Source organism: Burkholderia anthina (genome assembly GCF_902498995.1).
GTDB classification, from domain to species: Bacteria; Pseudomonadota; Gammaproteobacteria; order Burkholderiales; family Burkholderiaceae; genus Burkholderia; species Burkholderia anthina.
On the sequence record NZ_CABVLY010000045.1, the window covers coordinates 1 to 22,224 of the forward strand.

Genomic DNA, 22,224 nt, shown 5'->3' on the forward strand with positions numbered 1-22,224 from the left:
ACACCGACACCGACACCGACACCGACACCGACACCGACACCGACACCGACACCGACACCGACACCGACACCGACACCAACACCAACACCAACACCAACACCAACACCGAGTTTCACGGAGCTTGCCGCGCACGGCGACGCCGGTCTGGAGAACGGGATCGAAGGCCGCGACGTCGGCTCGAGGAAGGCAAGCCGGAATTGAAGGTGACCGGAGGTTATCCCTTATCGTTCCGAGAGCGATATTCGCTATGGTTGGATCAGCCCGCGCGGGAGATGCCGTGGGCCGGATGGTGGGATTTCATCTGGTTCGTCGCCGGCCCCGATCGACGGGAAGGTGGCGGCATGGGGCGACGTGAGTTCGGCGGCTGCCCATTGCATCTATCTGCCGGGGCGATCGTTCGGGGATCGGGTCCCGATCCCCGAACGACGACGCGCCAGCAACGCGGGCAGCGACAGGACATTTCGTGGCGATTCGATCCATTCTTGTTCTCCGGAGAGGTGTTAAGCGGAGAGGGCGGCGGCGCATCACCGCGTCCGTTGTGGCTACGCCAGCCTCCGTTGCCGTTTCGGTCCGGGTGCCTGTCCTTTCGCAGCGGGCCATTCGAGCGGGGCCTATCGATGCCGCCGGTATTGCCGGGCGGGCGCGATAGACGGCTCGGGCCCGACTGAGGAGCGCGGCGATCCTGTTTGCCCATCTCCAATACCAGTACCGTCAACACCAGGGTTTATCGATCTTGTCCAACTGCGAGAAGGTGTTTGAACGGCTGAGTTCGGGGGCGGGTCGTGTTGGTCCGGTGTGTCGTCATCGGAACGTACATGGTTTTAAGGCGTTTCGCTCGGCGGCTTCGCTGGCATGGGCCGTGCCGGCATGCGGAGTTCGATCCGGTTTGGTTCGTCCCGTATGCACGACTGCGGATGAAATGAAAAAAGGATGACGAAGTGAATTTCGGCGGAATTTCCGGACTGGGAGCGGAGCTGGCCAGAATGCCTGGCATCCTGCTGCCGTTCGCAGGTTCGAGCCCTGCGATCGAGCGCCTTGGTGGGCTCGGCGACGCAGTCGATCGCTATGGCATGCGCGACGCGCTGTCTGGTATTCGAGGCGGCTCGGTCGATGCGATTTCCGGCAGCAAGCGCTGCTTTTACGATAGCGAAAAAGACTTTTCGATGCCGGGCCGTTTCCCGATTCGATGGTCCCGCCATTATGCAAGCTCGTGTAGCGCGGCAGGCCTGCTCGGGGTCGGCTGGCGCACCCGCTGGGAGGTCACGCTCCATCGGATCGGTACACGCGTCGTCTATACCGACGAGCGCGGCAATGCGTTGGATCTTCCGTTTCCGGAGCGCGGCACGCAGGTGATCGCGGTACAGGAGCAACTGCATCTCGCGCATTTACCGGACGGTCGTTTCGTGGTTGCGGACACGAAGCCTAACTATCGGGTGTTTGGCCATTTCGACGAAAACGGAATCGCGCGCTTGAAGTATGTCGAGGATTTGAACCGGCAGAGGATCGGGTGCATTTGGGACGCCGACGGGAGGCTGACCGGCATGCGCGGAACATGCGGGCACGAACTGAAGATGCATTACGCGATGAATGGGGCCGCGCGTCTCGGCGCGGTCGAATGCGTCGATGGCGGTCGCGTCGGCCCGGTCGTCCAGTACGGCTATAGCCGGAGCGGCGAGTTGACGGAGGTGCGCAATCGCATCGGCGCGATCGTGCGCCGCTTCGCATGGCAGGACGGCAGAATCGTGGAGGAAACCGATTCGCTGGGCATGACGACTCGCTATGCCTGGGAGACGATCGGCGATGTCGCGCGCGTGATCGAGCGCGCCACGTCGGAGGGCGAATGCGATCGATTCGTCTACGATATCGATCGTCGTGTCAGCCGGGTGACCGATGTATTCGGTCATGAAGCCAGTTGGCAATACGATTCATCCGGCCGTGTGCTGGCTTACGTGGATTTCGACGGGCACCGCTACCGCTTCGACTACCGCGATGCCGGCTTGCCGGTGCGTGCCGAATTGCCGGGCGGGCGGACGGTTCGCTTCGAATACGATTCGTTTGGGCGCGTTGCCAGGGAAATCGATCCGTTGGGCGCGATCCGTACTACCCATTATGCGTTTGCTACGCACGAACCGGTGGCGGTGTCGATGAGCGACGGCAGGACGTGGATGTGGGTGCGCGACGACCGTCTGCGGCCGGTGCATTATCAGGCACCGACCGGAGAATCCACCCGCTTCGAGTATGACGAGGATGGCAGCATCGCTCGGACGATCGATGTCCAGGGTGCGATACGCACCTACGCATACGACGCCTGGGGAAACATGACACGGTGCACGACGGCCGACGGCGACGCGACGCACTACGAATACGATGGCGATGGTCATGTCGTCGGCATGACCGACGCGCTCGGTACGACGACGCGAATCGAACGGGACGGGTTGGGCCGGCCGCTGGCCATCACCTGTCCCGATGGTCGTACGGAGCGTTACGTGTGGAACGCGGCAGGCCAGCTGACGTCCTGTTGGGGCCACGGGAGCAGGAGCCGGCACTGGTATCGCGATCGGCGCGGCAAGGTGGTGCGCACGGTCGACGAGGAGGGGCACTGGACCGCGCGGCTTTACGATGCGCACGGCCGGCTGACTCGTGTCGAAAGCGCGAACGGTGCGGTCCGAACGCTGACATGGGGGGCGAGTCATTGCCTGTCGATCGCCGATGCGGATGGCGTGGCGCACCGTTTCGACTACACGGATTCGGGGCGACTCGTCCGCGTCACGTCGACTGCCGGTACGCAAGAGCGTCAACAGACGTTTTCTTACGATGCGGCGGGACGTCTCGTCGAGCGCGTGACGCTGCATTGTCGTTATACGTATCGCTACACTGCACGCGACGAACTCGAGGTTGTGGAGCGCACGCCGACGACGGAAGGCGAGCGGCTCGGTATCGGTGCCGACGAAGTTCGTTTCCGATACGACAAGCAGGGGCGCCTGATCGAAGAGGCAGGTGCGAACGGCTGCCTGCGGCATACATACGATGCGGCGGGGCGGCCAATCGCGACCCGGTTGCCGCAAGGCCAGACGGTGCTGACGCCCAGGCTTGCAACGGGAGACATCGTTCGTGTCGAGCTGGACGATCGCCGGATCGCTGATTTCTGGTATGACGCGATGCAGCGTCCGATCGCGCGTACGCAAGGCCGTTTGCGGACCCACACGGGCTATTCCCCGACGGGGCTTCCCGTATGGTGGCGTTCGGTGACGAGCGACGACCCGGCCGGGAACCCGGCGCAAGGCGCGGGAGACATGCGTCTTTGGCGCGAAGCGGAGTATGGGCCGGACGGCCTGATCGCCCGGACAGGCGGCCCCGTTGGCGATCCGGTTTGGTTTGACTACGACCGGCGCGGTTGTCTGTTGCGGCGGGTGTCGGACCAGGCGGGTATCGAGTATTTCGCATGGGATGCCGCCTGCAATCTGCTCGACGCCCCCGGCGGGAACTGGCTTCCTGCCGTCTATTCGGATCACCGGATACGCGAATGTCGCGGCTATCGCTACGAATACGACGTATGGGGAAACCTGGCGCGCAAGATAGGGCGCGATGGGACATCGTCGTTCGTGTGGGACGCGGAGGGAAGAATGATCGCCGTACATCGGAACGGCCGCACCGTGCGCTATCGATACGATGCGCTCGGCCGGCGTATCTTGAAGTGCGTCGAATCCGATGCGGCGCCGAAGTCGGGAACCCCGATGCAGGACGAACTGATTCGTTACGTATGGCAAGGGTATCGGCTGCTTCAGGAGCAATGCGCGACTATGCTGCGCACGTATCTGTATCAGCCTGAGCCGGAAGGGGCCGCCGGCTTCGCGCCGCTCGCTTGCGTGGACCAGGTCCCGGCCGACGGCGCCGAGGCCGAGCGTGTCGAAGTCTATCACTATCATACCGACGGAGTCGGTAGCGCGATCGCGCTCACCGATGACGCGGGCGATGTCGTATGGCACGCACAGTCCCGCGCCTGGGGCGGGGCCGTCACGCGGGCGTGGGGCGGCGTCGTCGCAATCGGTCAGCCTCTGCGTTACGCGGGACAATACGCGGATGCCGAAACGGGGTTGCATTACAACGGAGCACGTTTTTACGACCCCGACGTGGGACGCTACATCAGTCCCGATCGTGCGTGCGACGGCGGTACGAGCCCTTACCACTACGCACCGAATCCGTCGTCGTGGTGTAACCCGCGAGGTCGGGCGAAACCGGAGCGCTTTCCGCGTTTCGCCGACATGCGGATATCAGACGATGACAGCGTGCTCGACCCGGCTCAGCAGATTGCCGCTGCTATCGAGCAATTCGACGGTGTATCGGTTTGGAGCGTGTTCGAGTGCCGATACGAAGATGACGTGAAGATCGAGCCAATCGTCCGTTCGGTGCTCGGATAGGCGGTGGGTCTCGATGGTTTCTCGATGCAGCTCGAGGCCGTTTGCGTCGTGAATCGTGACGACGGCTGACACCGCGGATGACAGTGCGCCGTGTCCGGGTTGAACGGTCGCGAACGTGTCGAACGTGTTTCGATGCAGGCAGACGCGAACGTCGTTGGCGCGGCGCAGCCGCGCTTGCCATGCCGGATCGTTGGGATGCCAGGTCCCGGGCGACTGGGGCGGCTCGTGATTCAGCGTGGCTTCGTGGACGCCACGACACGCAAAACGGATACCGGCATAGGCCTCGTATTCGGCCAGCGTGCGCCGAGTGCCCAGTCCGTACGGGCCGAAGTCCGCCGGATCGTACGTTTGACCATCCACGCCCAGCAACGCGCGATTGCGCCGATAGGCGATGATGTCGCGTTCAACCCAGTGCGCGTCGATTTCCCCTCTTTGCTTCGCCTGATCGGTGTGGTCGTCCCACATCTTGACCCGATGCCGGCGCGTGTATTCGTGCCAGGCGATGACACGGTGCGGATGGTAAAGATCGTAGCCATGCGTGAACGCTCGTGCGGCGATGGAAATTTCCTCACCCAGAAAGAAGAACTGGGGGTCGTGCCGAACTGTCTCGGCAAAATGGCCGTCCGCGAACGCGAAATGTGCACTGTAGAAGCGTGCCATGACCGGCTGCGTACCCGATTCATCGGCGCGCAGGTGGCGGCCTCGGAACATGACGACGCCTTCGATGCCGAATCGATCGAAGCACATGAACTGGGGCGGTCCGTTCGGAGCAGCATGGTTTTCGGGATCGAATGCCGGAAGGTAGGCGGTGAGAACGGGTTTTTCGCTTTTGTCGCGCAGCGATTCCAGCATGTCGATCACGATGGTGTCCCAGTGGTCGACGAAGCGGTGATGCGAATCGAGCTGCAGCGTGTAGCGTTCTCCGCCATAGCATTGCTGAATCAGGTTGCGCGCCCAGCAGGCGCCCCGGGTCTGCAGATGCGGCACGTCGATGAGCTCGACGACGGCGCCGCGATACTCCAGCAGATGACGAGCCCAGCCGTTTGCCGTCGTCACTCGCCATTTCCCGAAGCCTTGTCGCCAGAACGCACCCGGTGTTTCGTCGGATGCGTGCTGCCAGCACACGACGATGCGCAGCAAATCGGGTTTTCTCGCCTTGTCGATCAGATCGAGCAGCGTCGGAATCAACTGTGAATCGCGATAGCTCGCGATCTGAACGAAAATCGAATTGGGTTGCGTGGCCGATGATGCAGTCATGAATTTGATATCCGGTTCGTGGCGTCGGTGTGGTTCAGGTCAGAGAACGGTCATGACGATCGTGGCGGTCGCCTGGATCTTGCCGACAGTCGGCGTCGCGCTTCCGACGCGAAGGACCGTCGCCTCGAGCGAGAACGGCGATTGCATGTTGCCGGCCGGAACATGGGTGATCGTACTGGTGGCGTCGCCGGGGCGTAGCACGGTGCCGCTGGAAATTTCCTTCAGGCGGATCGCGAGATGCGTCGCGCCGTTGTTTTTCAACATGCTGCTGTCTTCGAGGTCCGCCGTGCCGTCGAGCATGGCGGTGATCGATGCGGGCGGCGTCGGGCCGGTGCAGCGCACGGTGAAATCCACGGATCGCGTCGGCCCGGCGGTAGCCGAGACGTCGGATGGACCGAAGGTGCCGAAGTCGATGTTCTGATCGCTGCTGTCGACTTTGCAGCTCGGCAGGATCTTGACGCGGACGGAACCGCTGCCGATGGTCAGAACTGTCTTGCCGTCATTGCCGTGTCCCGTGCTAACATAGCCCGTAAACTCGACGATCGACTGTCCCGCGGACAGGTCTCCCGTTTTGATGAGTTCGATATCGAATCGGGAACCGCGCTCGAGAACGCCATACGTCGCCGGCGTGTTACCGGTTTCCGGGGCGATATTTAACGTAAGCGGAAAATCGACTGGCGTGCCGTCGCTTCTGATGTAGCGAAGACGGAAGCCGATTCCCTGCACGTTTGTTTCGTAGTAGTCGGGGTAGGCCGGAACCGGATTCAGCGGGCTGGTGGTATATGGGGCCGTCATGGAGCCGCCGCCGACGCAGCGCACGATGGCGGCTCGGACGGCAAGCGCACCGGTGGTGCCTGTTGCGATCAACGAACCGTTGGGAAGATCAGGGTTGATCGATACTGTGGATTCCGGAAAGAGTACCGTGCGTGACAAGGTTTTGTAGCCCGTATATCCCGCGGGATCTGCCGCGACCTCCCCGGCGATCTGTTCGTCCGTCAGTTGCAGGCAGATGGCGGATGCGATATGTGAGAGTCCGAGGCTGGCTAGGATCAGAAGCCGAATGATGCTTTTCATCGAAAATTGTCGCGATTGACTAAATGTAACGGGAATAGGCGTGGTTGCCCCGATTCGGTTGACGCGTGCCGGGGTTATTGCTCGGCTTCGTCCCATGCGGCCAGCAGATCGGCCGGAATGATGTGTGCGAGCTCGGAAAAGCGTTTGCCGACCATGCGTTCGGATTGGCGCAGCAGGACGATCACAGGACTGCTCGGTTCATGACGTTCGAACCATGTGCGTGTTTCCCGAATGGTCTCCAGTGCAGTCCGGCGATCGACGAGAGGCGTCGCGTGCACGGGCATTGCGGTGGCGGGCATGGCGCCGATCGTTTTGGTGGCGTCTGGCGCAGCGGCAGGGGCGTCGTCGAGCGACAGCTGATCGAACGGCATCAGTAGTTTCAGTAGCGGATCGAAATCGGGCGCGTCGACGCCGAGCGTTGTCTCGCACCAGGTGTCGATGCTTGCCGCGCGACGTTGCGCATCGACGAGCGCCAGCATCCCGGCGTCGTGTCGTGTCCACCAGTCATCGAGCAAGCGGCTGGCGGTTTCCGGTGCGAGCGCGTCTTTTTGGCGCGGGGTCGTGAATGCCTTCTCGATGTCCCGCAGATGCAGGTGCAGACCCGAGGTCGAGGGCATCGGAATGTCGCGCGCATCGCCGAGCACGCCTTCGGGATCGGCCAAGGCCGCGATCGCGTTCGAATAGACCGCGGCATCGGGTTCGCCGTCGAGCATCGGGACGGGATGAAGCGCTTGGCCGTAGCGTTCGAGAAGCGCACCCAGTATGGTCAGTCCGTCGCGCAGCCCCGCCGCGCCGTTCAGCCGGATCCTGCATCGCAGCAGGACAAGCGCAAGACGGATGTCTTTCGTACGCAGCAGGAGCGCACGGCAGTCTCGCTCCGCCTCGGTCCAGTTGGTGGCCTGAGAGGCGTCGATGAAGGTGCCGTACTGTACTTCGGTGCGAGGTGCCACGGCGGCCATCAGCATCGCGAAAGCCGGGTCGTATTCGAGATCGGGCCCGCAGGGTGCGTCGGCGTCGATCGGTTCGAGCACATCGGCGTAGCGCTGCTCGACGGTGAATGAATGAGGATTCATGTCTGGAAATCTCTGGAGCGGTTGCAGTATTGTTCGGGATCGAACACCATGCCGACCACGGGCTGTTCGCTCGTGCTTTCGCCGAGCCACAGGGCGTAGCCGAGGCGCTGGGGCTGGCCGAGGCAGGCGGGCGGCGCGGCTTCCGGCCGGAGCAGCAGCTTGACCTCCCATGCGTATTCATAGCCGACGAAGGTATTGATCCATTCGACGAGCGCATGGAAGTCGGCGCCGTGGGGCATGAGGCGCTGATACTGATCGAGATCGAGCGGACCGATCACCAGACGGAATTTGTGTTGCCGGTCGGGAATGGCTTCGCCGAGGTGTGCGCCATCGCCCATGGTGGCGGCGGAGCCTCGAACGCCGAGCCTGGCATGATCGGATTCGGTCAGGTATATCCAGTGCGGAACGAATTCCTCGATGTCGACGGGCACGCCGAAGTAATGCGAGAGCGTCGCGACGATGCCGTCCGGATGGCGGGCCTCGCAAACGAGGTGGGGGGCAGCGCCGTAGCGTGCGTGCGTGGGCAGGGGGGAGCACGCGGCTTCGGCCGGGTCGAGCCCTGCCAGGCTCGCAATGTAAAACGAAAATGTTTCGTCGGAGCGATCCAGCGACGCGGTGGCCTGCGCGGACGCCCAGGCGCGATAGAACTGGGTCAGCGCGCGATGATGGAACAGATCGACGAAGTGGGCGAGCGTGCGGTCTTGATTGCTTTCGGCGCGGCTATAGGCCAGCTCCGTCATGTGCAACGGCATCGGCCCTTGCGGTCCCCACAGGCCGAGCCCGAACAGACGAATATCGAAGCGGCCGTCGCGTACGTCCATCGACGCAATTTCACGCGGCGCGAATGCCATGGTCGGCTGTTGCCCGATGCGGAAGCACTCTTCGTTCGGCAGACGGGCCGTGCCCGGCGCGGGTGCATGCGGCGTGCGCGCGGCGATGGCGCGCAGCAGTGGCAGGAAGCCGGACTCCCACGGGGCGTGCCGATCGAACCAGGCGGCGAGTGCCTGAACGTCGACGGGCCCGCTTGCGCCGGCGTCGGCTTTGGAGGGGCGTGCACGCATGTCTAGATGGCCCTGCGTCCGCCCGTCCGCGGCCGCCATTTCGCGATGAGGCCGCGTTGCATCGAGTGCAGTTCGGTCTCGGTGAAGACGTTGACCGATACGTGACGGGCGACGTAATGCTCGAGGATGAGGCCGAACAGGTAGGGGCTGATGCCGGAGAAGCCGGCTTCGTCGAAGGTCAGTTCGCAGCATACGCCTCGCCCGTATACGAGCAGGCCCGGGTTCGGCAGTCGCCGGACGACGGGGGCGTAATGCGCGCCCACCAGCGCTTCGATTTGTCGGGCATGCTCACGATCGTCCGGTGCGGCGAACAGGCTCAGTATGTTGCGCAACGCTTGCCCGCAGGCGCCGCGATCGAGTTCGGTCAACGGCATGTAATTGAAGCCGAGCTGGCGGATCAGACGCCATGCCGTTTTTCCATCGGCATACGGCGCGCGCGGCGAACTCGGGGAATGGACGAGGCTGGCGCGGTCGATCGGAAGCGAGTCCGACACCGTGAGATTTGTCTTGTCGTTGGCAAGCAGGAGGCGCGGCAGATCGCGGTTGGTGACCCACGCATCGACGGAAAGATGGCGAATGTCGTCAGCATAGGGCGCATCGGCCTGGTCGACGAGAGAAAGATAGACCTCGGTGCCGACATACGGCGTGCGGGTGCCGTATTTGCGCGCATCGGTCGACAGCATGCGGGGTTCCCGGCGCACCGAGAAATACCTGCCGTTGTTGCCAGGATCGGTGTGCACGGTCTGGTAAAGCGGCTGGAAAGCAACTTCCTCGGATGTTTGGGTCTTTCTGCCGATCACGCTCGAGACGGAAAAGATCTCGTAGTCGAGTGGCCGCGTACGGTCGACGAAAAGATGATGGTCGGGATGCGCGCGACTGATCTCGACGCGATCGATCTGCTTGCGAAACAGATTGATGACCGGCGTGCAGAACAGATGAAAGCGGGAAGCATCGGTGTGCGCGGCAAGCTCATCCGGAAGCCGGTCGAGCAGCAGCACAATTTCGACTTCCTTGCCGTCGATATTCGCCAGGCCCGGCGCAAGCTGGGTCAACGCAAAAAAATAAAAACGCTGGCGCGACGCGAAATATTCCTGCAGAAGGTTGTGTCCGTGAAATGCGTTCCACGCGAGCGGCAGCAATCCCTGATCCGGCCGCAGGCCTTCGAATTCGACCGGCGCGGTGGAAACCACATGTCCCGCGCCGTACGGTGCGTCGCAGGCGCGAATCACCGAGGCGACGCTGGCGGCGTGCACCAGTTCGAACAGATGCGACGCGATGCGTTCGTCGCCGCCGATATAGATCGGCAGACGATCGAGCCGCGTGAGCTGACTGAATGCGACATCGCCGGTCGTGCGCAGCCGCAGGCGCAGCGCGCTGCGCAACGTCGAAGCAGGTCGCAATCGGTCTTCGATCCTGGGTAGGCCCGGCGGCACGGTCGTCAGTTTCGCGTCGACAAGCTCGATCGGCCACAACGTCACGTCCTGGCCGCTGCGGAATTCGCAGGCCGTCTGTTCTCCCGGTGGGATCGCCGAGCGAAAGACGCTATGACGCGGCACGTTCACACCGTTCGAAAAATTGCCGATTCGCAGGCTGGGGCGCAGCTTGACGACGGCGATCGACGGCATCGGCGCGATATGGTTGGGATGGACGACCTCGAGCAAGCGCTGGGTGAAGCGCGGGAATTCGGCATCGAGCTTGATCTGGGTACGCGCCGACATGAAGCAGAAGGCTTCGATGAGCCGTTCGACATACGGGTCGGCGACTTCGATGCCTTCCAGGCCGAGGCGGCGCGCGATTTTAGGATGTCTGGCGGCGAATTCGCCGGACATTTCGCGCATGAAGGTCAGCTCGCGACTGTAGTAATCGAGAAATCGTGAATTCATGTCATTGACCCTGAAGAGCGTCGGTGTCGAACGTGACCCGGTCGATTTCCATGTCGAGCATGCTGCGAATGCGAAATTCGACGGGGATGGGGGACCAATGCATCAGGCCGCTGATCTCGAATGTCAAGCGGTTGTATTGGGTCGAATCTTCGTGCTGGACCGGCCGGATTCGTAGCGAGTCGGGCAACAGGCGCGGTTCGAAACGGACGATTGCCGTGCGAATGGCCTTCTCGACGACGTTCCAGTCGCGATTGGCCAGATAGTTGCCGGAGAGCGGCGGAATGCCGTAATTGACGACCGAGTCGATCGCCGCGGCATGGCGAGTCGCGTCGAGTTCGTCGTCCAGGTTCGTCGTGTTGAGAAGCAGGCTCAAGTCGCGCCGGATGAGGTGACGCATGCCTTCGCTGTCGAGCGTCTCGATTTCCCGATGTTCGCGCCGCAGTTGCGGGGCGTCGTCGATCAGACGGTCGAGGAGCGACGGCATGTATGTCGGACGGTGTCGAGGTTTGGCGGTGCTCATGCGTGTTCGTCGTGGCTGAATCGGCATTCGCTGATGTCGAGAAGTCCGATATCGCCCTTGTCGGAACTCCAGGTTTTCTGCCCGAGCGCGATCACGGCAGTGATGCCGATATCCTTCCAGGTGGTTTCGCGTGCGAGCTTGAGCGAGGCAGGTCCGTTTTCGGACCCCGGGTAGCGCACAGGAAGAAAGCCGCGCAATACGGTTGCGTTGCGCAGGCTTATCACGGCCGAGCGCCAGACGAGATCCGTCAATGAGGTAATCGGGCCGAGCGTGAGTGTTTGCATCTCGTCGAACGGTATCCATCGATAGCCGCCCGCGACGACCAGTTCGCATATCGGTCCGACGCGGGTGTCGCTATCGGTCAGCCACGCGAAATCGCCGACCTGCGGGCAATGCCCTCGCGTCGCCGGTGCGTCGCCGAGCGCGGCGCCGCGCAGCACGTCGGCAGTGGCGATGTCGCCGTCGACCAGTTTCGCATTGGCGCGCGTCAGCGTATCGACCCAGGGCGGTAACGGATCGATTCCGTTCGGTGTGCGTCGACCGTCGAATACCGCCGTACGCAAGTTCTCGCACCGTATCAGCTCGCGATACATTTGCGCGCGCGAGGTGCCCTCGGACTCCAGCATGGTCCACGTCTGCAATTGCCGCAGCGCCCGATCCCATTCACCGTCGACGCACAGCAGTTCGAATAGCAGCCAGCGTAGGCGTACGTCCGAAGGACGTCGCTTCACGTTGCTGACGATGTTCGCTTTCCAGTCGTCGAAGGTTAGCGTGCCGAGCATGCCTTGAAGCGTGGCGGGGGACGATGCGGAAAATTCAGCGATGAAGCTCATCTTGGGGGGCGAGTGTTAGATCTTCGACGGAACCGGACAACGCGATGCGGCTGTCCACGCTGAACATGTGATGCTCCTCGCGCGTTAGGGGGGCAACGGTGACGACACGGTCGGCACGGATGCCGGGCGGCGCGAGGAGGACAAGGATGTCGTGCCGCTGCGCCATCTCGAAGATCGGGGGTGTTTCGGTCGTTTCGGTCGAGGCGAGGCAGCCGAGCAATGTATCGATGCTCTTGCCGGCCGTCAGCAAGCCGAGCACGGACGATCCGGCCGCGGAATGATCCACGGGCGCAGCAAAGGCCGGTCCGGAAAACGAGTCCGACGGCGTGTCGTCGCTCAGGGCCATGCCGGTCTGCGACGCGTTGCCGCCCCCCGGATGCAGGAGCGCTTGCCGGAACTCGAACGTCAGCACGGAGAGCGGGTCCGATTCGTCGATGTCGATCGGCCTGTCCGGCCACGGTGCATCGATTCGGTCGTTTGCAGGCGTAAAAGAACCGCGACGGGCGAGTGGAAAGTCATCGGGATCGCGGTCGCCGGCAGTGCAGGTGCGTGAGACTGGGGCGGTGTCTATCGGGGGCGATGCAAGGTTGTCCATATGAAGTCGGAAGTCGAATCACGCGGCGCGAAACACCACGAAACACCACGTTACGCACGCATTGCCGTTCGGCTTTTGCGACGGGGAAAGCTGTGCGGCAATCGTTACGCGAAAGGCACGGCGGGTATGCGGCGAACGCTTCGCCCGGCGCGAAGTCGACAAAGCGGAGCACGGTCAATCGTCCGCATGACCCGAACGAAATGCTACTGCGTCGGAAGAAGGGGAAATATGGGCAATGGCCTAAATACATGCCGCGGGCGACGGAATAAGCTTCCGGTTGGGCATGCTGCCCGGAATCGCGATGCGCTTGCGCAGGTTCGAGCATCGGATTCGGAACCGCTTCGGGCCGGCATTTTGTCGGCCGCAATATTCTATCGTTACGTAAAAATGCCTATCTCACGTCATGCGCTGTTCGGAAAGCTCGGGACGACACTCTTCCGGAGCATCGAGTCCGCGACGTCCTTTTCAAAGTTGCGCGGCAATCCTTATGTCGAACTGGTGCATTGGCTGCATCAGCAACTTGCACAGGCTGACGGTGATCTGCTTCGCATTGTCAGGCACTGCGAGGTGAACCGCGCGTCACTCGAAAAGGACATGCTGGCCTCGCTGGCTGCGTTGCCGTCGGGAGCAAGCTCGCTCAGCGACTTTTCGCATCACATCGAGATGGCGATCGAGCGGGCCTGGGTGATTGCGACGCTTTCGTTCGGCGAGAAGCGGATCCGCGGTGCATGGCTGATGGCCGCGCTTGTCGAGACGCCGGAATTGCGGCGCGTACTGCTTTCGATTTCGCCGGCGTTCGTGAAGATACCTGTCGACGGGCTGGTCGACGCGTTGCCGGGCTGGATTGCAGGATCGCCGGAGGCAGACGACCAGCCGTACGACCAGAGCGATTTCCTCGATGCGATTCCGGGCGAGGCTTCGGGCTTGCGGGGCGAGTCCGGGAAAGGGGCGGCGTTGACGCGATTCTGTATCGATCTGACCGCGCATGCCCGCGCCGGCGAGATCGATCCGGTCGTGGGACGCGAGCTCGAGATTCGCACGATGATCGACGTGCTCATGCGGCGCCGTCAGAATAATCCGCTTCTGACCGGCGATGCCGGGGTGGGCAAGACGGCGATCGTCGAGGGGCTGGCGCTCGCGATCGCGGCCGGCGATGTGCCGCCGAAGCTGGCCGAGGTCCGGCTGTTGAGTCTCGACGTGGGAGCGCTGCTGGCGGGCGCGAGCATGAAGGGCGAATTCGAGGCGCGGTTGAAGTCGGTGCTCGAAGAGGCGTCGAAGTCGTCAACGCCGATCGTCCTGTTCGTCGACGAGATTCACACGCTGATCGGTGCGGGCGGACAGGCGGGTACGGGAGACGCGGCCAATCTGATCAAGCCGGCGCTGGCGCGCGGCATGCTGCGCATGGTTGGTGCGACCACGTGGTCCGAATACAAGCGATACATTGAAAAGGATCCGGCGCTGACGAGAAGGTTTCAGACGCTTCAAGTCGCAGAGCCCGACGAGCAGTCCGCCGTCGATATGGTGCGTGGTCTCACTGACGTATTCGCCGAGCACCACGGCGTCGTCGTGCTTGACGAAGCGATCCGCGCGTCGGTCGCGCTGTCGCATCGATATATTCCGTCGCGCCAGTTGCCCGACAAGGCGATCAGCCTGCTCGATACCGCTTGCGCGCGCGTTGCCTTGTCTCAGCATGCGCCGCCGCGTGAACTGCAACGGATTCGCGAGAAACTGCTGGCGGCACGCGTCGAAGCCGAACTGCTCGGCCGCGAGGCGCGCATCGGGCTCGGCCGCGACGGCTCGCTGGCGGATGTCGATGCGAACATCGCCCGGCTCGAAGTCGAGGCGCACGCAGTCGAGACGGCCTGGCAAGCCCAGGCCGCGGCGGCGGCGGAACTCGTGAGTGCGCGCGCGGCGCTGAGCGGCGTGCGCGGCGCCGATGCGCAGACGCAGACGCAGACCGATATTTCGATGGATGCACTGCGGACGCTCGAAAAGACGTTGTCGGATCTCCAGACGCGTGGCCCACTGGTTTTTCCGGAGGTGGATGAAGTGGTCGTCGCGGAAATCGTTTCGGACTGGACGGGCATTCCGGTCGGACGCATGGTGACCGACGAGATCGCCGCCGTGAGGGTATTGCCCGCGACGCTTGCCGCTCGCGTGATCGGTCAGGATGAGGCGTTGCGCCGGATCGGCGACGGCGTGCAGACCGCGCGTGCCGGGATTGCCGATCCGCGCAAGCCGCTCGGCGTGTTCCTGCTCGCCGGTCCGTCTGGCGTCGGCAAGACCGAAACCGCGCTCGCGCTCGCCGACGCGCTATACGGCGGCGAACAGAACCTGATCACGATCAATATGAGCGAGTATCAGGAAGCGCATACCGTGTCGGGCCTGAAAGGGGCACCGCCCGGCTACGTCGGCCATGGCGAGGGCGGGGTGCTGACGGAAGCGGTGCGTCGTCGGCCGTACTCGGTCGTGTTGCTCGACGAGATCGAGAAAGCGCATCGGGACGTTCACGAGATGTTCTTTCAGGTATTCGACAAAGGGTACATGGAAGACGGAGATGGGCGCTATATCGATTTCCGCAATACGACGATCCTGATGACGAGCAATGTTGGTTCCGATTTGATTGCCAGCCTTTGCGCGGACGACATGCTGGCTCCGGATATGGACGATTTGCGCTCGACGCTGATGCCCGATTTGCTCAAGGTGTTTTCCGCCGCATTTCTTGGCCGGGTAACGGTGGTGCCTTATCGCCCGCTCAGCCAATATTCCCTGGCGCAGATCGTGCGCCTGCATATGGACGCCGTGGTTCGGCGGATGGCGGAAAACAACGGGGTCGAACTGACCTACGCGGCGGACGTGGTCGACTATATCGTGGGACGCTGCCTGGTCCAGGAGACCGGTGCGCGCATCCTGATCGGTTTTATCGAGCAATACGTACTACCTAGTCTGGCCCGATACTGGCTCGATGCGCTGGCGTCGCGCGATACGATCGCGCGCATCGTGCTGGAGGTGATCGATCCGGAGGCGGGGCCTGCGGACGCGCTGGCGTTCCGGGCAGCAGGCGACATGCAACGAACCGTGACGGCAGGCGAATGTGCGTGAGTTTTCCGGTCAGGGTCAGGGTGAGTTCGTGAGGAAGATTACGGTAGGCGTTGCAGACGACCATCCGCTTATTCTGCGTGGCGTCGAGTATCTGTTGTCGGCCAGCATCGACATAGAGATGCGCTTTCAAAGCGAGTCGATTGGTCAGTTGCTCGACATGCTTGCGGCAAAGCCGGTGGACGTTCTCGTCTGCGACTATGAATTCGAGGGCGATCCCTACCCGGACGGTCTCGATCTACTGGTGCGGATTCGACGCACGTTTCCCGGCACTCGTGTCCTGTTTCTCAGTTCGCACGCTTCCGCATATATCGTTTCCAAGGCGCTCGATGCCGGCGCGGCCGGCTTCATCGGCAAGGGCGGCGAGGATTACGTGGATCTCGCGGCGGCGATCCGCACCGTCAGAAGCGGCGGGGAATACCTGTCCAGCTCCCTGAAAAGCCAGGCATTGTTCGCGGAGTCTCATTCGAGGCGCAATGGAACACGCATTGAGATGCTGTCGGCGAAGGAAGCAACCGTCGTGAGAATGATATGCGCCGGAATGTCGATCGCGGCGATTGCCGAAAGATTGAAGCGTAGCCGGAAGACGATCAGCAACCAGAAAAACGCGGGAATGAAAAAGCTGGGTGCCCGAAACGAAGTCGAGCTGGCGACGATCATGCAACGCTACGCCGATCGAACGCTTGTCATGCATTCCCCCATCTGCTACCGGGCGGAATCGCCGTAGATCCGGACGACGATAAGAAAAAATGAAAATGAATCGGAACCTGACGCGCGGTAAGCAATGAATGATTGTCGATATGTTAATGGTGCCGTGAATTGCTAACCAGTAAGCGGGAATTTTGCACGCTTTTTCCTGAAATTTCTTTTCCATGGGAAATCAGGACGACCTCGTTCGATGAATTCGAGGAAATCTTGTTCATCCATACAGCTATTTGTGTCGATACGCGTCTCGTTTGTCCGCTGTGCAATCTCCACTGCCCGAGATACGACATGCGAAGCAGGCGCTGGCGTCATCTCGATACGTGCGAATACCGGACGATCGTATGGGGCGAAGTGCCGCGCATCAAGTGCCCGGAGCATGGCTGCCTCACCATCCGGGTGCCGTGGGCGGACCCCGGAAGGCGCTATACGAACGCTTTCGAAATGTATGTGATGGAATGCTTGCGTGAGACACCGCTTCATGCGGTAAGCCGGCGCCTTGGGTTGAGTCGGGGCGCGATCAACGGTATCGAACAGCATGCCATGAAGCGCATGCCGACGGAGTGGTGGCGAACCCAACGGGTTGGATGACTCGTTTCCGAATGGCGGCTACTTTCGCCGCCGATCTTGTGCTGTGCGTTCATTAGTCCCGGCAACGATCAGCAAGTCGTTATGCCGTATTCCATGGGGAATTGCCGGCGGCACGACATCGATTCCATCGTTCAATTCCACGGATCGGTGAATGATCCACCGGCGCGCGGCGATGCGTGGCCGGCGGTTTTCTCTCTATCGGCGATTTGCGCACCGGCGGATCGAGCGTGCCGTCGCTCCGGCCTCGTCTCCTTGTCTTCGGATGGGCTGCGGCATCTGCCGTGGGCAACGAACGCGAGTTCTTCCGGCACCCGGCCGGCCGTGGGCCACCGCTTGCGTCATGAGGGGCCGAAGGAAGTCGGTGCGATTCAATTGGCGGCCGGATAGTGGAGCGGTGCTCCCGGGCCGACCGGCAATTCCAGTGCGAAAATCCAAACGCAGAACATCACGCTCCATATCACGAAGAACAGGGCGGAGTACGGAACCATCGTCGACATCAGTGTGCCGACGCCGATATCTTTCCGGTAGCGTGACGCAACTGCGACGACCAGTCCGAAGTAGCTCATCATTGGCGTGACGAGATTGGTGACGGAATCGCCGATTCGATAGGCGGCTTGCGTGATTTCCGGTGAAAAGCCGAGCAACATCAGCATGGGAACGAACACGGGAGCTGTCAGTGCCCATTGGGCGGATGCCGAGCCAACCGCGAGGTTTGCCAATGCGCAAATCGCGATGAAGCAGATGAAGAGCATGGGAGCAGGAAGATCAATGGCGCGCAGCAGATCGGCTCCCGTCACGGCAACGATAGGGCCGAGCTGGCTCCGATTGAAGAATGCAATGAATTGTGCAGCGAAGAACACCAGGACGATATAGGTGCCCATGGACGACATGGTCGTCGACATCGCATCGATGATGTCGCGATCTGAGCGGATGGTCCGGGCCGTGATGCCGTAGACGATGCCCGGCACAAGGAAGAACAGGAAGATCAGTGCGACGATGGTGCCATACAGCGGCGCGTTCGGGCCCAGCGTGCCAAGGTCGTCTCGCAGCGGGGAGTTGGGCCACATGATGGAAAGAACGAGCAGGATGCCGCCGACAAGCAGCGCGCAACAGGCATGAAATAACGCGCGGTTCTCGCGCGGAGACAGGCGTGCCGGCATCTCGGCCGCGGACTGTGCCGTGGATTGCGTGTCGATAGGATCTGGTCGGTAGGCGCCTAGCCGCGGCTCGACGATGCGCTCCGTGACGAGTGCGCCGACCACTGTGATCATGAGGGTGCTGGCTGCCATGAAATACCAATTGGCGGTTGCGCTGACGGTGTAGTCCGGATCGACGAGCTGCGCGGAGGCTTGCGTGATGCCGGCAAGTAGCGGGTCGGCCGTGCCGAGCAGCAGGTTCGCACTGTATCCGCCCGATACGCCCGCAAATGCGGCGGCAATCCCTGCGAGCGGATGACGCCCCAGAGTCTGGAATGTGGCCGCGGCGAGCGGAATCAGGACGACGTAACCGAGTTCGCCCGCGACGTTGGACATCACGGCAGCGAAGACGACTGCATAAGTGACGGTGCTGCGGGGTGCCGCGAAAACCGTTTTTCGCACTGCGGCGGAGATCAGGCCACTACGCTCGGCGACACCCACACCCAGCAGCGATACAAGTACGGTCCCGAGAGGAGCGAAGCCGGTGAAGTTTCCGACAAGTGACGTGAGCAGCCGCGTGATCTCATCGGCGGTAAGCAAATCGATGACTGTGATGACTGCATCGGGCGTCGATGCGCGCGGGTCGGCAGCACTGATGCCGAATCTGGCAGCGAGCGAGGAACTCGCGAGCACGATGACGCACATGATTGCGAACAGTGTGACTGGGTGTGGCAACAGGTTGCCGACACGTTCGATGAAGCCGAGCAGGCCGATTCGCTTCTGAGGTGATGATGCTTCGTGCATGATGAGGAACTGGGCAGAGGGCTGGGAACACGCATGAGTGTCGGGCAATGCCGCGAATCTCGCCGCAGGTACCCGGGTATGCCGGCGTCGGGGCGTTCTTGACCCGGCGCGCCGTCGAAAGTGCGGTTGGGGGCGGGTTGTATGCTCGGTGAAAATCGATACATTCCGGCTCGAAAGCCCCCGCCTCGAATCCGAAACGGGAGCGCTCCATGCTCACCCGGTTTGAATGCGTCAGGAGGGGCATGAGGCAAATGATGTCGCATCGGGCCCGCCCCGAAAATCGGCGAAGTCTGAAAATCCGAGATGTCGATCGCGCGACGCATCATGAGACGTACGCAACGATCGCTCGCCACGGGACACTTTCTTGCGCGACGTCCAACGCCTTAACGAGAATGCCGCGTACGATCCGGCTGCTTTGCCGCGACAGGCGAAGTCGGCGCGACGTTTTGATCTTTCGCGTGGCCGCGTCATTTCCCTGGCTTGTTTTCGGCCTTTGCCGATTTCCGGGGCGGGCCCGATGCGACATCATTTGCCTCGCGTCCCTCCGGCGCGTTTAACCAGGTGAGCATGGAGCGCTCCCGTTCCCCCGCCTCGAATCCGAGGCGGGGTTTTTTTGGGGGGGGCATCGTGGATTACCGGGGAACGCGGCGCGGATCTCGAGGAAGAAGTATTCCTCGATCTGACTCTCCGCTCCACAACGTTTTTCCACATTGCCGAGCCCGCTCACGAGCCCGTCGTGCCCCAATTCCTTCGCTTCTTTGATTTTTGCATCTAGCCGCTGCACGGTCGACTGCCCGCGTTCCGGCGACACTGCCAGCGAATCGAGGATCGTCAGCTACGTTAGAAACTGCGTACGCGGCAACGTCTCGTAGCTCGCCCTGAACGGCGCCTGCCGAGGTCCGGCATTCTCACGACCCTCAGCGTCACGCACTTTGCTTTCCAGACGCTCTTGTACGTAGTGGTGTAGCCGCGCGTTAGTCGCCAGTTTCACTGCCTTGGGTCGTTTGGCAAACCGTTCCGCCTTCCACTGCGCGACCGAAGCACGATACTCGAGATGACCACCACGAGGTGCAGCGTTGCGCGTGAGCTTCCGCGAAACGGTTGATGGGCTGCGCCCTATACGGCAGGTCATCTCACGCACCCTAAGTCTTTGGATATGCTATCCAAAATAGCCGCTCGGTTTCATGCCGAAGCGACGGTGCGCCCGGCGAGGGCATTGCTCCTCGCCCTGTCAACTGATACACCCGCTTTGCACTTTGCACTTTGCGCCATGCAACACCTCCTTGATCAGGGTGTTGCGACGACCGGTTGAATCCGCTTTGCGTCCCTGTGTCGGAATGACATGAGACTACCTTCCGAAGGTGCGCGATGCCGACCGACAAAGGCCTTCATGACTTGAATCGGCGGTGGAGCTCCGCCTTGGAGGTGTCGGGTGTCCGGAGATTCAAGAGCGCGCTCCGTTGGGATACCGATGGTCTTCTTCAAACCGGTCTCCGAATTTCAGCCTGGGCCTATCAGGCCGATCAATACGTTTACGCGATCATGCGGTCGGCGTGCTTTCGTGCGCCGCTCCTTTGCGGAGCCGGCGGATATCCATGCCTATCAGATTCTCGCCTCTCACTCATGAAGGAAACCCGCATAGTGCCGAATCACACCACGAATGAACCGGATCGTCTGCGTCGCCTGCTTTTGTCCACGCCTTTGCTTGCCGCACTGCCGGCTACTTCGGAAGCCGGGCCTTCCCCGATCGCCGCCCCCCCGCTGTCCACGCCGGATCAACACGGAACCCTGCTTTTGAAGCACGCGGATGTCGTCGTTACGATGGACCGACAACGACGCGAGATTCGCCGGGGAAGCATTTATATCAAAGGAAACACGATCGTAGCCGTTGGGGACGATCAACACATGCCCGCGACTGCGGATCGCGTCATCGACCTGCGAGGGCACATCGTCATTCCCGGCCTGATCAACACGCATCATCACATGTTTCAAAGTTTGACGAGAGTCGTCCCCAATGCACAGGATGGGGAGCTATTCAAATGGCTTACGACGCTCTATCCTATTTGGAAAAAACTAACCCCCGAAATGATGAGGATTGCTACTCAGACGGCCATGGCCGAGCTGATGCTGTCCGGGTGCACGACGACCAGCGATCATCAATATTTGTATCCCAACGGGGTCAAACTGGACGACAGTATCGAGGCGGCACGGGAAATAGGCATGCGTTTTCACGCTTGCCGAGGCAGCATGAGTGTTGGACGCAAGCAAGGAGGACTGCCGCCGGACGATCTGGTCGAAAATGAAAAGGCTATCCTCAGCGACACCCAGCGCGTGATCGAAACGTACCATGACGACAGTAGAGGCGCCATGCTGCGTGTCGTCGTCGCACCGTGCTCCCCGTTTACCGTGAGCCAGCAACTCATGCGTGACTCAGCCAAATTGGCACGTGCGTATAACGTGTCCATGCATACGCATCTGGCGGAAAATGTCAGCGACATCGAATACAGCCGGAAGATGTTCAACAAGACGCCGGCCGAGTATGTCGAAGAACTCGAATGGGTCGGCCACGATGTGTGGCATGCACACTGCGTCAAGCTCGATCGGCACGGTATCGAACTCTTTGCCCGCACCGGAACCGGGGTCGCACATTGCCCATGCTCCAACATGCGACTCGGCTCCGGGATTGCTCCCGTCCGCCGCATGCTGGACGCCGGCATGCATGTCGGCCTCGGCGTCGATGGTTCGGCTTCCAACGATACGTCCGATATGCTTGGCGAAGTGCGTCAGGCACTGCTGCTGCAACGCGTCGGGTTCGGCCCGGAGGCGCTCACGGCGCGTGAGGCTCTGGAAATCGCGACGCTTGGCGGGGCGAAGAATCTCAACCGGGACGATATCGGTGCGATCGCGCCAGGGATGATGGCCGACGTGGCAATTTTCAGGTTGGATACGATCGGCCTCGCAGGCGCCGGGCACGATCCTGTCGCGTCGCTGGTATTTTGCGATCCGGGAAAAGCTGCTTACACCATTGTCAACGGGCGCGTCGTGGTAGAAGGCGGCAACGTCGTTACGGTCGACCTCTCCAAGGTCGTCGAAAAACACAATACCCTTGCACGGCAGTTAGTCGCCGCTTGATTGTAAGCGATCCCCGTTGACGCTTTTCATCGGACATTCCTGCGAG

Annotated in this window: 13 protein-coding genes and 2 pseudogenes; 5 read left to right on the plus strand and 10 right to left on the minus strand. The window is 61.8% G+C overall.

The features are described 5' to 3' along the window. Nucleotides 1-1,163 precede the first annotated feature (1,163 nt). Nucleotides 1,164-4,214 (plus strand): annotated as a pseudogene (locus BME24068_RS33695) (RHS repeat-associated core domain-containing protein); the annotation flags it as partial. A gap of 57 nt (nucleotides 4,215-4,271) precedes the next feature. On the opposite strand, the gene BME24068_RS33700 reads toward BME24068_RS33695, so the two are convergent. The 8 genes from BME24068_RS33700 to BME24068_RS33735 all read right to left on the minus strand — a co-directional run bounded on the left by BME24068_RS33700 (nucleotide 4,272) and on the right by BME24068_RS33735 (nucleotide 12,714). Then, nucleotides 4,272-5,675: a UDP-N-acetylglucosamine-transferase gene (locus BME24068_RS33700; RefSeq protein WP_239007870.1), complete on the minus strand. Its 1,404-nt coding sequence runs from the start codon at nucleotides 5,673-5,675 to the stop codon at nucleotides 4,272-4,274. 39 nt (nucleotides 5,676-5,714) lie between these two features. After that, nucleotides 5,715-6,749, minus strand: coding sequence for a fimbrial protein (locus BME24068_RS33705; protein WP_096500066.1), 1,035 nt, complete (start codon nucleotides 6,747-6,749; stop codon nucleotides 5,715-5,717). Between the two features lie 74 nt (nucleotides 6,750-6,823). Beyond that, on the minus strand, nucleotides 6,824-7,822 hold the full coding sequence (locus tag BME24068_RS33710; RefSeq protein ID WP_174928687.1) for a type VI secretion system protein TssA: 999 nt from the start codon (nucleotides 7,820-7,822) through the stop codon (nucleotides 6,824-6,826). Next, nucleotides 7,819-8,883 (minus strand): type VI secretion system baseplate subunit TssG, encoded by a 1,065-nt coding sequence (gene tssG, locus BME24068_RS33715; protein WP_096500522.1) that lies wholly within the window; start codon nucleotides 8,881-8,883, stop codon nucleotides 7,819-7,821. The genes BME24068_RS33710 and tssG overlap by 4 nt, the downstream gene beginning before the upstream one ends. Before the next feature lie 2 nt (nucleotides 8,884-8,885). After that, nucleotides 8,886-10,766 (minus strand): type VI secretion system baseplate subunit TssF, encoded by a 1,881-nt coding sequence (gene tssF / locus BME24068_RS33720; RefSeq protein ID WP_174928688.1) that lies wholly within the window; start codon nucleotides 10,764-10,766, stop codon nucleotides 8,886-8,888. 1 nt (nucleotide 10,767) lies between these two features. Next, nucleotides 10,768-11,286, minus strand: coding sequence for a type VI secretion system baseplate subunit TssE (tssE, locus tag BME24068_RS33725; protein ID WP_096500060.1), 519 nt, complete (start codon nucleotides 11,284-11,286; stop codon nucleotides 10,768-10,770). Beyond that, entirely contained in the window at nucleotides 11,283-12,119 is an 837-nt protein-coding gene (locus BME24068_RS33730; protein WP_420887547.1) for a type VI secretion system accessory protein TagJ, read from the minus strand. The genes tssE and BME24068_RS33730 overlap by 4 nt, the downstream gene beginning before the upstream one ends. Beyond that, nucleotides 12,103-12,714, minus strand: a complete 612-nt coding sequence (locus BME24068_RS33735) for a TagK domain-containing protein (RefSeq protein ID WP_174928689.1) — start codon at nucleotides 12,712-12,714, stop codon at nucleotides 12,103-12,105. The genes BME24068_RS33730 and BME24068_RS33735 overlap by 17 nt, the downstream gene beginning before the upstream one ends. Nucleotides 12,715-13,101: 387 nt before the next feature. On the opposite strand from BME24068_RS33735, the gene tssH reads away from it, so the two are divergent. From tssH to BME24068_RS35610, 3 genes are all read left to right on the plus strand, one after another. Further along, nucleotides 13,102-15,816 carry a type VI secretion system ATPase TssH gene (gene tssH / locus BME24068_RS33740; protein WP_174928690.1) on the plus strand — a complete coding sequence of 905 codons (2,715 nt, stop codon included), beginning with the start codon at nucleotides 13,102-13,104 and terminating at the stop codon, nucleotides 15,814-15,816. Nucleotides 15,817-15,844: 28 nt separating this feature from the next. Further along, nucleotides 15,845-16,540 carry a response regulator gene (locus BME24068_RS33745; protein ID WP_174928691.1) on the plus strand — a complete coding sequence of 232 codons (696 nt, stop codon included), beginning with the start codon at nucleotides 15,845-15,847 and terminating at the stop codon, nucleotides 16,538-16,540. A 188-nt stretch (nucleotides 16,541-16,728) separates the two neighbouring features. Then, complete coding sequence (locus tag BME24068_RS35610; RefSeq protein WP_420887548.1) at nucleotides 16,729-17,106, plus strand: helix-turn-helix domain-containing protein; 378 nt, start codon at nucleotides 16,729-16,731, stop codon at nucleotides 17,104-17,106. Between the two features lie 368 nt (nucleotides 17,107-17,474). Here BME24068_RS35610 and BME24068_RS33755 read toward each other — a convergent pair whose 3' ends face one another. Then, nucleotides 17,475-19,046 carry an AbgT family transporter gene (locus BME24068_RS33755; protein WP_174928692.1) on the minus strand — a complete coding sequence of 524 codons (1,572 nt, stop codon included), beginning with the start codon at nucleotides 19,044-19,046 and terminating at the stop codon, nucleotides 17,475-17,477. A gap of 895 nt (nucleotides 19,047-19,941) precedes the next feature. After that, nucleotides 19,942-20,290 (minus strand): annotated as a pseudogene (locus tag BME24068_RS33760) (IS30 family transposase); the annotation flags it as partial. Nucleotides 20,291-20,669: 379 nt separating this feature from the next. Between BME24068_RS33760 and BME24068_RS33765 the strand changes: the two are divergent. After that, nucleotides 20,670-22,178 carry an 8-oxoguanine deaminase gene (locus BME24068_RS33765; protein ID WP_174928693.1) on the plus strand — a complete coding sequence of 503 codons (1,509 nt, stop codon included), beginning with the start codon at nucleotides 20,670-20,672 and terminating at the stop codon, nucleotides 22,176-22,178. Nucleotides 22,179-22,224: the final 46 nt, after the last annotated feature.